Annotated in this window: 14 protein-coding genes; 6 read left to right on the top strand and 8 right to left on the bottom strand. The window is 52.1% G+C overall.

Going from position 1 to position 13,287, the window contains the following annotated elements; all coding sequences use genetic code 11:
* Positions 1-2 precede the first annotated feature (2 nt).
* The 4 genes from ypfJ to dapA all read right to left on the bottom strand — a co-directional run bounded on the left by ypfJ (position 3) and on the right by dapA (position 3,796).
* Positions 3-863 carry a KPN_02809 family neutral zinc metallopeptidase gene (ypfJ, locus tag B1H58_RS12725; protein ID WP_085070824.1) on the bottom strand — a complete coding sequence of 287 codons (861 nt, stop codon included), beginning with the start codon at positions 861-863 and terminating at the stop codon, positions 3-5.
* 168 nt (positions 864-1,031) lie between these two features.
* Complete coding sequence (purC, locus tag B1H58_RS12720) at positions 1,032-1,745, bottom strand: phosphoribosylaminoimidazolesuccinocarboxamide synthase (RefSeq protein WP_085072305.1); 714 nt, start codon at positions 1,743-1,745, stop codon at positions 1,032-1,034.
* Between the two features lie 123 nt (positions 1,746-1,868).
* A complete protein-coding gene (gene bamC / locus B1H58_RS12715; RefSeq protein WP_085070822.1) occupies positions 1,869-2,903 on the bottom strand; it encodes an outer membrane protein assembly factor BamC in 1,035 nt (344 codons plus the stop codon).
* 14 nt (positions 2,904-2,917) lie between these two features.
* Positions 2,918-3,796 (bottom strand): 4-hydroxy-tetrahydrodipicolinate synthase, encoded by an 879-nt coding sequence (gene dapA, locus B1H58_RS12710; RefSeq protein ID WP_085070820.1) that lies wholly within the window; start codon positions 3,794-3,796, stop codon positions 2,918-2,920.
* Between the two features lie 157 nt (positions 3,797-3,953).
* Here dapA and B1H58_RS12705 point away from each other — a divergent pair, with 157 nt between their 5' ends.
* Together B1H58_RS12705 and bcp are read left to right on the top strand one after the other, a co-directional pair.
* Positions 3,954-4,547, top strand: coding sequence for a glycine cleavage system transcriptional repressor (locus B1H58_RS12705; RefSeq protein ID WP_085070818.1), 594 nt, complete (start codon positions 3,954-3,956; stop codon positions 4,545-4,547).
* Positions 4,525-4,992 carry a thioredoxin-dependent thiol peroxidase gene (gene bcp / locus B1H58_RS12700; RefSeq protein WP_085070816.1) on the top strand — a complete coding sequence of 156 codons (468 nt, stop codon included), beginning with the start codon at positions 4,525-4,527 and terminating at the stop codon, positions 4,990-4,992. The genes B1H58_RS12705 and bcp overlap by 23 nt, the downstream gene beginning before the upstream one ends.
* A gap of 33 nt (positions 4,993-5,025) precedes the next feature.
* Here the strand turns inward: bcp and B1H58_RS12695 are convergent, their stop codons facing one another.
* Together B1H58_RS12695 and B1H58_RS12690 are read right to left on the bottom strand one after the other, a co-directional pair.
* A complete protein-coding gene (locus B1H58_RS12695; protein ID WP_085070814.1) occupies positions 5,026-6,093 on the bottom strand; it encodes an AI-2E family transporter in 1,068 nt (355 codons plus the stop codon).
* A gap of 76 nt (positions 6,094-6,169) precedes the next feature.
* Positions 6,170-7,771 carry a sensor domain-containing diguanylate cyclase gene (locus B1H58_RS12690; RefSeq protein WP_085070812.1) on the bottom strand — a complete coding sequence of 534 codons (1,602 nt, stop codon included), beginning with the start codon at positions 7,769-7,771 and terminating at the stop codon, positions 6,170-6,172.
* An 89-nt stretch (positions 7,772-7,860) separates the two neighbouring features.
* On the opposite strand from B1H58_RS12690, the gene B1H58_RS12685 reads away from it, so the two are divergent.
* A complete protein-coding gene (locus B1H58_RS12685; RefSeq protein ID WP_085070810.1) occupies positions 7,861-8,052 on the top strand; it encodes a hypothetical protein in 192 nt (63 codons plus the stop codon).
* On the opposite strand, the gene B1H58_RS12680 is transcribed toward B1H58_RS12685, so the two are convergent.
* A complete protein-coding gene (locus tag B1H58_RS12680) occupies positions 8,053-8,661 on the bottom strand; it encodes a DsrE family protein (protein WP_085070808.1) in 609 nt (202 codons plus the stop codon).
* A 964-nt stretch (positions 8,662-9,625) separates the two neighbouring features.
* On the opposite strand from B1H58_RS12680, the gene bepA reads away from it, so the two are divergent.
* On the top strand, positions 9,626-11,092 hold the full coding sequence (gene bepA / locus B1H58_RS12675) for a beta-barrel assembly-enhancing protease (protein ID WP_085070806.1): 1,467 nt from the start codon (positions 9,626-9,628) through the stop codon (positions 11,090-11,092).
* A 5-nt stretch (positions 11,093-11,097) separates the two neighbouring features.
* Here the strand turns inward: bepA and hda are convergent, their stop codons facing one another.
* Complete coding sequence (hda, locus tag B1H58_RS12670) at positions 11,098-11,799, bottom strand: DnaA inactivator Hda (protein WP_237172496.1); 702 nt, start codon at positions 11,797-11,799, stop codon at positions 11,098-11,100.
* 356 nt (positions 11,800-12,155) lie between these two features.
* Here hda and B1H58_RS12665 point away from each other — a divergent pair, with 356 nt between their 5' ends.
* Positions 12,156-12,566: a GNAT family N-acetyltransferase gene (locus tag B1H58_RS12665; RefSeq protein ID WP_085070802.1), complete on the top strand. Its 411-nt coding sequence runs from the start codon at positions 12,156-12,158 to the stop codon at positions 12,564-12,566.
* Positions 12,567-12,591: 25 nt separating this feature from the next.
* Positions 12,592-13,269 carry a helix-turn-helix transcriptional regulator gene (locus B1H58_RS12660; RefSeq protein ID WP_085070800.1) on the top strand — a complete coding sequence of 226 codons (678 nt, stop codon included), beginning with the start codon at positions 12,592-12,594 and terminating at the stop codon, positions 13,267-13,269.
* Positions 13,270-13,287 lie beyond the last annotated feature (18 nt).

Below are 13,287 nucleotides of genomic sequence, written 5' to 3'. Positions count from 1 at the left end.
CTTTATTTAGCGGCGGCGAACGTATCGCATCGGCCCGGATTGCCAGAATCAAAGCCTTGTTTAAACCAGCTGTAACGCTGTTCCGAGCTGCCGTGGGTAAAGCTGTCCGGGGTGACGCGCCCCTGGCTCTGCTGCTGGAGCCGATCGTCGCCAATCGCTTCAGCCGCATTTAGCGCTTCCTGCAGGTCGCCCGGCTCCAGAATCTGCTGCTGCTGCATATAGTGACCCCAGACGCCTGCAAAGCAATCCGCCTGTAGCTCCAGTTTCACCGACAGCTGATTCACCTGGCTTTGTGAGGCGCCCTGCTGCATCTGGCGTACTTTCGGTTCAATGCCCAGCAGTTTCTGCACGTGATGCCCTACCTCATGCGCAATAACATAGCCCTGTGCGAAGTCGCCCCCGGCGCCCAGCTTGTTTTTCAGTTCATCATAAAAAGAGAGATCGATATAAACGGTGCTATCCGTCGGACAATAGAACGGGCCCATCACCGATTGTCCGGTACCGCAGCCGGTACGTGTAGCATTGCGGTACATAACCAGATGCGGCGGCTGATACTCTTTGCCCATCTGGGTAAAGAGTTTTTGCCAGGTATCTTCCGTTGTGGCGAGGATCACTGAGGTAAACTTTGCCGCTTCATCATCCTGCGGACTGATGCGCTGCGTCTGGCTTTGCTGGGTAACTGACCCGCCGCCGGTAAGCAATGGGGACAAATCATAGCCGTAATAACTGGCAACTATCACCACCACCAGCAGGATAATCCCGCCTTTACCACGTGGAATGCGCATGCGGCCGACGCCCACGGTGGGAGACTGATTCCGACGATCTTCTACATTGTCGCTTTCGCGACGCCCTTGCCAACGCATGACTTTCCCCTGTTACTGATTCCTGGCGAATACGGCAAATTCTAGTCGCGACGGCGCTGAATAACCAGCGAGCGGCACGCGGAATGGAAGGGTAACGGAAAAAGCGGAGGGGAACAATGATGGGGAACCAGGCCGACGGCATATGCGCGTCGGCCACGGGCGGGAAGTTTAGTCGAGCTTAACGCCCAGACGCTGCGCCACTTCTTCGTAAGCTTCGATCACGCCGCCCAGGCTCTGGCGAAAGCGATCTTTATCCATTTTGTTCATGGTCTGCTTGTCCCACAGGCGGGCACCGTCTGGTGAAAATTCATCGCCCAGCGTGACTTCGCCTTTGTAGAGACCGAACTCCAGCTTGAAGTCCACCAGGATCAGACCGGCATCGTCAAACAGTTTGCTGAGCACCTCGTTAGCCTTGTAGGTCAGCTCACGCATGCGCGCCAGATTCTCTTTATTTACCCAGCCAAAGGTCTCGCAGTAGGATTCGTTGACCATTGGATCGTGTTTGGCATCATCTTTCAAAAACAGATCGAACAGCGGGGGATTGAGGACGATCCCCTCCTCCACGCCCAAACGTTTCACCAGCGAACCCGCCGCACGGTTACGGATAACGCATTCAACCGGCACCATCTCCAGTTTTTTTACCAGCGCTTCGTTATCTGAGAGCAGCGCCTCCATCTGAGTTGGAATGCCCGCCTCTTCCAGCTTACGCATGATGAAATAGTTAAACTTGTTGTTTACCATTCCCTTGCGATCAAACTGTTCAATACGCGCGCCGTCTCCTGCTGACGTATCATTGCGGAATTCGAGTACCAACAGATCCGGGTTTTCGGTGCTGTAAACGGTTTTCGCTTTGCCGCGATACAACTCAGCTAGCTTTTGCATCTTGATAAACTCCAAACTGGGAAAAGTGTGAATGGCCATAACTGCACGACGCAATCGTTTACGTCGCCGCGCGACATTATGCCAAAATTCAATAAAAAAGGCCGGAATTTTCCGGCCTTTTTTTTACTGGCTCAGGGCTGCCTGGAAGACCGCCACCAGCGCGTCGTTTTGCGACTGCGTCAGTACGTGGCCTTTCGGATCGATAAACTGCAGGCTGCTGCGGTTATCAAGGTCGCCGACCTGCAGCTTATAATCGCCGTTCGGCAACTGCGGATCTTTAGCACCGATTTCATCCCAGGTGCTGTCGCCCGGCGCGTTATAGGTAACCGCCATGCTACCCTGCGAACGGTTGCTGTCGGTCACTTCCATGCCGATACGCTTCAACGCCGCCGGCAGACGCTGCCAGGTGACATTAAACGGCGCACGCAGAATCAGGTTCGGTAAGCCGGTATCATCCGCGCCGCTCTGCACATCAATCTGTGCGGCGCTGCGGTTAGCCGCAGCATCCTGTGCGGCAGTATCCATCTTATCCAGGCCGGTGCTGATGTCGTTCAGCATCTGCGCGGTATAACGCTGGATCTGCGTTGGCGAAGTAATATCTTTACCCGCCTGCTGCAGCTGCAGCAGTTTTACGGTCAGCGCCTGCTGATACCCTTGCTGCTGGACACTGATCTGATAGCGGCCACGGTACTGGTTATCTTCATCCGCACGGTTCCACTCCACCCAGTCGGTGGTCAGTTGCTGGCTGGCATCCTGACGCGCGGCGATCGGGAAGTGGTAAGACTGCACCACATTGACCACCTGTGACCAGATTGAACCGCTGCGGCTGTTCTCCATCATCAACACGCCAGTATTGCCGCTAAACTGCGCACGTGCGCCGTTCATCAGCGCCAGCGGCTGAGCTGGCGGACGAATGTCCAGCTGTTTGCCCATCGCGCCGTTCGCGTTGGCGCGCGGCACGTCGTAATCTCCATTTTGCAGCGGCAGAATCATTCCTGCCGGCGCGCGTAAATCCTGCAGCTCAGCCGCCTGCAGGTAAGTTTCATCTCCGCTGACCTGACGCTTATAGCGCTGATCGTTGGAACACCCTGCCAGCAGCATCACCGTGGATAGCCCAACGATAGTCGCAACCGTGGACTTTTTTACTGAATAAGCCATTAACTCTCCCTAAATTACAGCAGACCCGCATTTTTCAGCGCCTGCTCCACAACCGGACACGCCGCCGCGGATAACGGAACCATTGGCAGGCGCAGGGTATCGGTCGCGATTAATCCCAGTTTTTTCGCGGCCCATTTCACCGGAACAGGATTAGATTCAACAAACAATTTCTGATGCAGATGCATCAGGCGCTGGTTTAGATGACGCGCCTCGGCGAAGTTGCCTTCGCGCGCCAGCCGACACAGTTCAACCATTTCACGTGCGGCGATATTCGCCGTAACGGAAATCACGCCGTGGCCGCCCAGCTGCATAAAGTCCAGTGCGGTAGCGTCATCGCCGCTGACCAGTACGAACTCATCATCAACCAGCTCTTGGAGCTGGCTGACGCGGGATAAGTTCCCGGTTGCCTCTTTGATCCCGATAATATTTTTGATTTTCGCCAGGCGCGCCACCGTTTCGGGCAGCATATCGCAACCGGTGCGCGAGGGTACGTTATACAGCATTTGCGGCAGATCGGTACTTTCCGCGATCGCTTTAAAGTGCTGATACAGCCCTTCTTGGGTCGGGCGGTTGTAATAAGGCGTTACGGTAAGGCAGCCGATAACGCCACTATTTTCAAAGCGTTTGGTCAGAGAGATGCCTTCTGCGGTAGCATTCGCGCCGGTTCCGGCAATTACCGGAATACGACCGTCGGCCAGGTCAAGCGTCATCATCACCACATCGCCGTGCTCATCATGGCTAAGCGTTGCGGATTCGCCGGTGGTTCCCACAGAAACGATGGCGGATGTTCCGCTCTCGACATGATAATCAATCAGTTTTTTCAGGCTCGCACGGCAGACATTACCTTTGTCATCCATTGGCGTAACGAGCGCAACAATACTTCCCGTGAACATTGGCCATCCCCTCGACAAACAAGTACTTCATGGTACGTTTGACCGGCGGGGAAAAGCAAGCGACCAGGGGCCGGGAGCGCTTGGCAGAGGGTATTTTTTATGTTTACCTACGGGTTATTACCATTACTTATCAGCTCACCCCACAGGAAAAGTTATTTTGCCGCAGACACCGCAACACTTTTTAGTTATTACGGCGTTGGGCGTCGATCGTCCTGGGATCGTCAATGCCATTACTCGTCACGTCAGCAGCTGCGGCTGTAATATCGAAGACAGCCGCCTGGCCATGCTGGGTGAAGAGTTTACCTTTATCATGCTGCTTTCCGGCAGCTGGAACGCGATTACCTTAATTGAGTCTACGCTGCCGCTGAAGGGTGCCGAGATGGAGCTGCTGATTGTAATGAAGCGCACCAACGCCAGCCGCCGACCGCCAATGCCGGAAACCGTTTGGGTGCAGGTGGAAGTCAACGACTCGCCGCATATTATCGAACGTTTTACCGATCTCTTTGATTCACACCAGATGAATATCGCAGAACTGGTTTCGCGTACTCAGTTAACGCAAGAACATCAGCCACCCTTGCTCTATATTCAAATTACGGCTCACAGCCCGGCACACCGGGACGCGACATTAATCGAGCAGGCGTTTCACGCCCTATGTACAGAACTTCATGCGCAAGGCACTATTAGCGTGGTCAATTATCCGCAGCATGATGAAAAAATGGAGATGAGTGATGAATCCACTGAAAGCCGGTGATATCGCACCGAAATTTAGTTTGCCCGATCAGGATGGCGAACAAGTAAATTTAACCGACTTCCAGGGACAGCGCGTTTTGGTTTATTTCTATCCCAAAGCGATGACGCCCGGTTGCACCGTTCAGGCGTGCGGCCTGCGTGACAATATGGATGAATTTAAAAAAGCGGGCGTAGAGGTTTTAGGTATCAGTACCGATAAGCCGGAAAAGCTATCGCGTTTTGCCGAAAAAGAGCTGTTAAATTTTACGCTGCTCTCGGATGAAACTCATGAAGTCAGCCAGCAGTTTGGCGTCTGGGGAGAGAAAACCTTTATGGGGAAAACCTACGACGGCATTCACCGCATCAGCTTTTTGATTGATGCCAACGGCTATGTTGAGAAGGTTTTCGATGATTTTAAAACCAGCAATCACTACGATATTGTGATGGCTTATCTGAAATCAGCCTGAGAAAACGCGTGGCGTCAACGACGCCACACAACCTTACTGAAACTCACCGCCTGAAGTATCCTCAGGCCAGGCATGGACCACCGCTTTGATAAGCGTCGCCAGCGGAATGGCGAAAAACACGCCCCAAAAGCCCCATAGCCCGCCGAAAATCACCACCGCAAGAATAATCACCAACGGATGTAAATTTACCGCTTCGGAGAAGAGCACCGGCACCAGCACGTTGCCATCCAGCGCCTGGATAACCAGATAGACAATTATCATCGTCCAGAAATCGCTACCCAGCCCCCACTGAAAAAGCCCCACGCAGATCACCGGCAGGGTAACCGCCAGCGCACCGATATAAGGGATCAGCACCGACAGCCCAACCAATACCGCCAGCAGTAGCGCGTAATTCAGCCCCAGCACCAGAAAAGCGATCCAGGTCGCGACGCCGACCACCACCATTTCCAGCACTTTGCCGCGAATATAGTTAGTGATCTGCTGATTCATCTCGCTCCAGACCTGCCCCGCCAGACCGCGATTGCGCGGCAGCACACGGCGCACCGCATTCAGCATCTGCTGCTTATCCTTTAGCAGGAAAAAGAGCATCAGCGGCACCAGCACCAGATAGATTGCCAGCGTCATTAAGCCCACCAGCGAAGCCAGCGAATATTTCACTACTGACTCGCCAACGCCTGACAGCCGGCTTCGCAGATTCTCGATCACAATATCAACGATACCGGCATCGGCCAGCGCCGGAAACCGTGCCGGCAGTCCGGCAGAGAAGGTGTAAAGCTTATTCAGCATATTCGGCATGTCACGCACTAAATGGATGCCCTGCTGCCAGGCCACCGGCGCGACCACCAGCACAAAAAGCAGCAGAACGCCTACAAAGAACGCCAGCACAATGGTAGTGGCCCCGCTGCGGGAACAGCCCAGCCGCTCCAGACGCACCGTGGGCCACTCCAGCAGATAAGCCATTACCAGCGCCACCAGCAGCGGCGCCAGCAAATCGCTGAAAAAAAACAGGATAAAAAAAGCTGCCAGCAATATTACCAGCAGGGCAATCGCCTCCGGATCGCTAAAGCGACGGCGATACCATTGAATCAAAAGAGCCAGCACGGCGTATCCTTCCCTGTATCAACAAGGCTGACGATTGTACTGAAATGCGCCGCAGAAAACAGAACAACCTTAAGCGTTAGCTTTCACAGAGCGGCGTCTCGTTCTCTGACTGCGCCGCTGCGGCAATCACACAGTTTCTACCGCCACGCTTAGCGCGATACAGCGCCTCATCGGCGCGCCGGAAACAGGATGCAATCACCTCGCGATCGGATAGCCAGCAGCTGACCCCAATCGACAGCGTCACCTCACCAACCGGATCGATCGCCTGACGCTGCGTTGCCTGGCGTAAGCGTTCCGCCATCTTCATCGCCGTGTCATGATCGGCCCCCGGCAGGATCATTAAAAACTCTTCACCGCCGCTGCGGCAAGCTACGTCAGTTTGCCGCGCATAGCTTTTCAGCTGTTGCGCCACCTGCTGGATAACCCGGTCGCCAGCACCATGTCCCCAGGTATCATTAACCTGCTTGAAATGATCGATGTCGAGCGCCAGCACGGCAAATGGCTGGCGCGTGGTGGCAAGGTAGTCCAGCACCGCCTGCAGGCCACGACGGTTAAGCAACTGCGTCAGCGGATCGGTTTGCGCCTCTGATTTCAGCTGGCCGATTTTGGTTTGCATCAGCCCAATACCGGAAAGCAGTGCCCGCTTGATTTGTGATGCTTCAAAATACCAGGAGCGAATACGGCTAATTTCTACGGCGGCATCCTGTTCATCCATTTGGCCAGCTTTACGCGCCAGCTGCCACAGCGGCATGGCGATCAGCCGCGCCAGCAGCCAGGCTGCTGCCAGCGTCATCAGCGCCAGCGGCAGTGAATGCTGTATGACCTGAAACAACAGGCTGCTAAGCGGTGCCAACGTCACGCTGGTTTGCTTGAGCACCAGAATGGTCCAGTCGGAATCCGGCACGTGCGCGTAGCCCGCCAGCATTGGCACGCCCCGCTCATCAGTCACTTCCTGATAGCCGCTGCTGGCATAGGCGATCGCATCCTGCTGCAGCAGCGGCGCAATTTTCTTCCCAACCAGCTGGCCATTCTGGTGGTAAAGCACGCGGTTATCACGATTCAGCACATAAAGTTGCGTTCCGTCACGGTAAAACTGACTAAGCAGCAGTTCATGCAGAATGCTTTTACGCTTCAGATAAATGGTACCGCCAATGTACCCAAGATAGCTGCCGGTCGCAGACCAAACCGGGCGGGAAACAAACACGATCAGGTTATTTGCTGCCGAAAGGCTGGGCTGCCCTATCAACGCGGTGCGCCGTGCCAGCGCTTCACGCGCGCTGTCGGTATGCAACTGCATGCCCTTCAGCGTCAACGACTCAGGTGAAATTGCGCGCACCCAACCGGCGGCATCAACCACCACCACCGAATTAAAGCTGTTGGTTTGCTGCCGAAGACGCTCAACCTCTTTCTGCAACAGCGCTTCATCATCAAAGCGATCGCTAAGCTCGGTAGCGCTCCAGGCTAGCTGTGACTGCGCCTGCTGAAAAAACTGCCCGGTCGAGGCAGCCAGTTTGGCAGCATAAACCCGATTCGCCTCCAGCGTATTAGTAATCAGTTGTTCACGCTGAACGCGCCAGGCGGCGTACAAGGAATTAGCAAGGGTAATAACGATACTGGCCACGGCCAGCAGGGTAATAAGCGTCCGCAAATCCGTTTTCGGCCTTGGCAGCCTTAACATGGATTCGCCTCGATTGTGTTTATCATTTCTTTTGCGCCTTGTGGTGCTTTTATTATCAATACTTATCGTGCTACAGGTGCCCTGGTGAGATGCACGTCTCAATTGTACATGGATTGAGCAAGCAGAAAAACGACTCAGCGCAGTTTATTAAGATTTTTCTTAGGTCGGTAATTGAGCCTGAGCAGCAGGAAAGGAATAAGCTGGGCGAAAATGCAAAAAATGACACCGCCACTGGCGGCGTCATTTTGGATAGCGTTACACAGAGAGAAAAAGATATATAATCAGAGCATTAACAGCGCATAACCCTGATTTTGCAGCGTGGCGACGGTTGTCCCGCTGGAAATAGTATGGGTCACTGATTTATCAATCCACTCACGATCAATATGATGGAAGGCCACCGACTGATCGCAAACCGTGACTTTTACGCCCGCCTTTTCCAGCTCGCTAATCAACTTAAGGTTGGGGTTATCAATACCGTAAGCTTTATGGAATTCTTCATTATTCAGTCCGGCAATCACGGCATCGCCGTTCATTGATACCACAAAGTTGAGCTTATTCAGTGGAATACCTGCCGCATAATAGAGGTTAACAACGCGCGCAACGCGCTCCAGGCCCAGGTGCGGATCCTTGATGTCACCGTCGTTTTTATTAAGCTGAAAGACGATCTTATTGCTGAGGTTAGCATCATTACGCGGATTATAAGCGGGCGTATCCACGTAATGAATTTTGCCATAGTTAGCGATAGCTGGCGTTGACCAGAAGCCTTCCGGCTCGCTTTTGCTGTTAGCGATATGGTTAGTGACTTTGTCATAGAGCTGTGGTGCCTGAAGCACATTACCGCCGACAAAACCGGCCAGAGCCGCCACGACGATATAAGTTACGGGACGCATAAAAAAGCACTCCTTTAAAAGAGGATGTTAGTCATAGAAAACTGAAAGTATTATATCTGCAGCAGAACCTTTTCCCGATTTTCAGGCGAACAAGCGCCCTTCGATAAGATAAGAAATATCTCATCCGAGAGACGCTCGCGATCTGTTACTGCATTTTATTTGCCACATAATTTTATTGCTGAACCCTGCCGCTAAATAAACTCCCGCACCGCCTGCGTCTGGCAGAGAAGCCAACAAAAACCCCTTAACTGCATAACGCATTTTTTTCTCCCCGATGGATATTCAGCGGCGCCAGGAGGGAATCTCCATCTCTATCTCTTAGCGGCCTTTTTTATCTATATCACAGAGTCTTATCGGGGAAATACAGGTTACGCAGCGACATTATCGAAGTGGTTTCAATAAGAAAAAATAACCCACAACAATCATCGTTGTTTTCTTTATTTTTCGTTAATTAATGCTATTTAATCTCTGGATCGGCAGATTAAGAATTACCTTATAATAAAAAACACCCCGAGCGATCCGATATAAAGCAGAAAACAAACAAGCAAAGCAGGTAATGGCGCGATTTCTTTAATTAATCATGGATCTTAGTTTCGTCACTTTTTGTTGAAATTAATCTATCAACAAGTCCATTTTAAAATCGACAGCAGAGACTGTTTTTAACCATAGCTTCAGCGTTATTAACGATTTTAAAAATCTCTCTACATTATCAACAGTTGATTTTCAGAAGATGCTTAATCAAATCTCATGCCACTTTCAATTTCTCTGAATAAGTTTACACAACTTTGAACTTCCGCCGTGACCTGAATCACTGTTTTTCCCTTATGGCATCAGGCTTAAACAGCCATTTCATTATGCAGTTTACCTCGCTAAGATAACGCCCTGAGCGTGGCTGCTGCGCTGGTATATGAACTATCAGGACCGGGATCGGTCGAAACGTTACTCTTTGCCCTGGGGAAGATGTATGTTTAATCACTTGAAGAAAACTGTGATCGCTTCACTCATAGTCACGCTGCTGGCTGGCAACGTGCTTCCTTCCCAGGCCGACATCGCTGATACGCTTCCCGATATTGGCACTACCGCAGGCGGTACGTTATCGATCAATCAGGAACTGCAGATGGGCGATTTTTACGTTCGCCAGCTGCGGGCCAGTGCACCGCTGATCAATGATCCCCTGCTTAACCAGTACATTAATCAGCTTGGCATGCGGCTGGTCGCCCACGCCAGTTCAGTCCGCACGCCTTTTCATTTCTACCTGATCCGCAATGATGAAATAAACGCCTTCGCCTTCTTTGGCGGTAACGTTGTGCTGCATTCAGCCCTGTTCCGTACCAGCGACAATGAAAGTCAGCTCGCCTCGGTATTGGCACACGAAATTTCGCACGTGACTCAGCGTCATCTGGCACGTGCGATGGAAGAGCAGCAGCGTAACGCCCCACTCACCTGGGTGGGTGCACTGGGCTCAATTCTGCTGGCAATGGCTAATCCACAGGCGGGCATGGCGGGTTTAGCCGGTACGCTGGCAGGCACGCGGCAGGGGGTGATCTCATTTACGCAGAACAACGAACAGGAAGCGGATCGGATCGGTATCCAGGTTCTGCAGCGTGCTGGTTTCGATCCGCAGGCGATGCCCAATTTTTTACAGAAGCTGGCGGATCAGTCCCGTTTCGCCTTTAAGCCGCCGGAAATTCTGCTGACGCACCCGTTGCCGGACAGCCGTCTGGCCGATGCCCGTAATCGGGCCAGCCAGATGCGCCCGGTAGTGGTGCAGTCTTCGCAGGATTACTACATGGCGAAAGCCCGCGCGCTGGGCATGTATGCTACCGGGCAGAATCAGCTGGGCGAAGATTTGCTGGAAGAGTGGTCGAAAGGCAATACACGTCAGCAGCAGGCTGCGCAATACGGCAGAGCGCTGCTGTTCCTGGAAGCCAAAAGCTTTGCTAATGCAAAGAAAATTATCGAGCCGCTGCTGGCAAAAGATCCTGGCAACGTCTGGTATCTGGATATCATGACCGATATTGATTTAGGCCTGAATCAGCCGCAAGCGGCAGTAAAGCGTCTGATGGCGCAGAAAGCCAGCAGTAGCGACCCGGTGTTACAGCTTAACCTGGCGAATGCGCTCCTGGAGGCCAAACAGCCTGCGGCGGCCAGCAGCATCCTGAATCGCTATACCTGGGCGCATCCCGACGATACTAACGGTTGGGATCTGCTGGCGCAGGCGTCGGCGGCACAAAACCGACGTGATGAAGAGCTGTCGGCGCGTGCAGAGGGCCTGGCGTTAACCGGTCAGTTAGATCAGGCAATCACCACGCTGAGCAGCGCCAGCGCGCAGGTGGCGCTGGGCAGTTTGACGCAGGCGCGCTATGACGCCCGTATCGATCAGCTGCGTCAGCTACAGCTGCGCTTCCGGCAATATCAAAAAGGACGTTAATCAACCTACAGCGCCAGGATTTCCTTTACAAACGGAATGGTGAGCTTACGCTGGGCGCTAATGGAAGCCCGATCGAGTCGATCCAGCGTGGTAAACAGCGTACGCATCTCACGATCCAGACGCTTGAGCAGAAAACGCCCCACATCTTCCGGCAGCTCGAAACCTCGCAGGCTGGCGCGTAGCTGTAGCGCCTGCAGCTTATCTTCATCCGAGAGCGGCTGTAACTTATAGATTTGGCCCCAGTCGAGGCGTGAAGCGAGATCCGGCAGCTTAAGATTAAGCTGGCGCGGCGGACGATCGCCGGTGATCAGCAGACGCGTTTTTCCGGTTTCCAGAATGCGATTATAGAGATCGAAGATCGCCATCTCCCACTCATCTTCCCCGGCAATGCATTCGATATTATCGATGCAAACCAGCGCAAGCTGTTCCATGCCATCCAGTACTTCCGGCACGAACCAGGTACGTTTATCAAGCGGAACATAGCCAACGGCATCGCCGCGCGTTGACATTTCAGCACAGGCGGCATGCAGCAGATGGCTGCGTCCGCCGCCCTGACGTGACCAGAAATAGAGATAACTGCCATGTTCCTGCGCTAAAGCGCCTTTGAGTGCAGCCAGCAGGGACGAATTTTCTCCCGGCCAGAAACTGGCGAAGGTTTCGTCATCCGGTAAATAGAGTGGCAGTGAAAGTTGTGCCGGCGTGTTCAGAAGCACCTCAAGCGTGAACGGGCTAAAAACCGCAGTAGTTTAACACATCTTTTCACGTGAAATGAAATCGCAGCATTGTGCTGCCCATAGCATTGCGGGCAGACTCTGCGATAAAAGAAGATGAAATTCCCTGATGTTGGCAATAATTAAAATGTCTTGCTCACTAAAAAATCTTTATTTTATTTTGCGGTTCATGCATTTAACTGAACGGTAAACTACCCTTTTTCGCGTCACATTGGAAAGGGGGAATTTCTCTCTTGCTGCATATGATTAAAAATGGTAATAACTCCAGTGCTAATGAGTTTATATATATTTAATTATATCCTAGATAACTATTTCTCAAGGAAAATATAACAATGCAAATTAATGTGACGGATAATCCCGCTCAGATGGATGAAGATTTCGTTATAGATAATCTGTGGGCGCATAACAGTAAATTCGACGAAGTAGACATCCATCCGCTGTTTATCACCCTGCGCGACGAGCAAAGCACCATTGCTGGCGGCCTGGTCGCCAGAACCTGGTGGGGGGGGCTGGAGGTGCAATATCTCTGGGTGAGTGATAATTATCGCGCCCGTGGCTTTGGCCGTCAGCTGATGTTGCAGGCGGAAAAAGAGGCGAGAACACGCGGCTGTCATATGGCCTATGTCGATACCTTTAGTTTTCAGGCGAAAGGTTTTTATGAAAAGCTGGGTTATCGCGAATATGGTCACTTGGGTAATTATGCGCATAAACATACGCGCTATTACCTGGCGAAAGATCTCTGATCTTCAATAACCGGTAAATGTGACTATGCCTGCTAACGATGAGAATTTCTCTGGTTTAATCGCCATGATGGAGCATCTGAACGAGCCCTGGGGGATAAAAGACCGGGAGTCGCGGCATGTGTACATGAATCAAGCCGCCCTGCTCTATACCGGTACACCGTCAGGTTTTGATATTACCGGTAAACTGGATGCAGAGTTTCCCGTTAGCTGGGCTGAATGCGCCGATGATTTGCAGGAACACGATCGTCGCACCGAAGCCTCACGCGGCCAAACCACAGTAATCGAAACCCATTACTGGTTCGGTAAAGCTTACCTGACGCCCTGGGTCAGTGAAAAACTGCCGATTTATAATTCTGTTGGCGACTATATTGGCGTTATCTGGAATGCTAAACCGCTGAATAGCCTGTCGCCTCATAAATATATTAATCAGCAGAAACCCAGCGTATTAACCACCGACGTTTCCAGTGACGTATTTACCCAGTCGGAGCTGGATATTATTTTTTTTATGCTGCAGCGACTTTCCGTTAAGGAGATAGCCAAAATATATAACATCAGCCCTAAAACCATTCAAAACCGTATTTATAATATCTATCAAAAAGCGGATGTACATTCTCTTGCTCAGTTTGAAGAATATTGTTCTCACGCACAGCTTGATAGTTATATTCCTCATCGCCTGCTTGAAAAAGGCATTCAGTTTATCTGAAATTATCACGGACCGTTT

The organism is Pantoea alhagi (assembly GCF_002101395.1).
In the GTDB taxonomy this organism is placed as follows: domain Bacteria; phylum Pseudomonadota; class Gammaproteobacteria; order Enterobacterales; family Enterobacteriaceae; genus Mixta; species Mixta alhagi.
The sequence above is the reverse complement of the archived record's forward strand: the minus strand, read 5'-3'. Positions and strand labels throughout refer to the sequence as shown.

Bases quoted from the DNA above. Each gene is read 5' to 3' on its own strand.
- ypfJ (WP_085070824.1), bottom strand. From the start codon at position 863: ATGCGTTGGCAAGGGCGTCGCGAAAGCGACAATGTAGAAGATCGTCGG.
- purC (WP_085072305.1), bottom strand. From the start codon at position 1,745: ATGCAAAAGCTAGCTGAGTTGTATCGCGGCAAAGCGAAAACCGTTTAC.
- bamC (WP_085070822.1), bottom strand. From the start codon at position 2,903: ATGGCTTATTCAGTAAAAAAGTCCACGGTTGCGACTATCGTTGGGCTA.
- dapA (WP_085070820.1), bottom strand. From the start codon at position 3,796: ATGTTCACGGGAAGTATTGTTGCGCTCGTTACGCCAATGGATGACAAA.
- bcp (WP_085070816.1), top strand. From the start codon at position 4,525: ATGAATCCACTGAAAGCCGGTGATATCGCACCGAAATTTAGTTTGCCC.
- B1H58_RS12690 (WP_085070812.1), bottom strand. From the start codon at position 7,771: ATGTTAAGGCTGCCAAGGCCGAAAACGGATTTGCGGACGCTTATTACC.
- B1H58_RS12685 (WP_085070810.1), top strand. From the start codon at position 7,861: ATGCACGTCTCAATTGTACATGGATTGAGCAAGCAGAAAAACGACTCA.
- B1H58_RS12680 (WP_085070808.1), bottom strand. From the start codon at position 8,661: ATGCGTCCCGTAACTTATATCGTCGTGGCGGCTCTGGCCGGTTTTGTC.
- bepA (WP_085070806.1), top strand. From the start codon at position 9,626: ATGTTTAATCACTTGAAGAAAACTGTGATCGCTTCACTCATAGTCACG.
- B1H58_RS12665 (WP_085070802.1), top strand. From the start codon at position 12,156: ATGCAAATTAATGTGACGGATAATCCCGCTCAGATGGATGAAGATTTC.
- B1H58_RS12660 (WP_085070800.1), top strand. From the start codon at position 12,592: ATGCCTGCTAACGATGAGAATTTCTCTGGTTTAATCGCCATGATGGAG.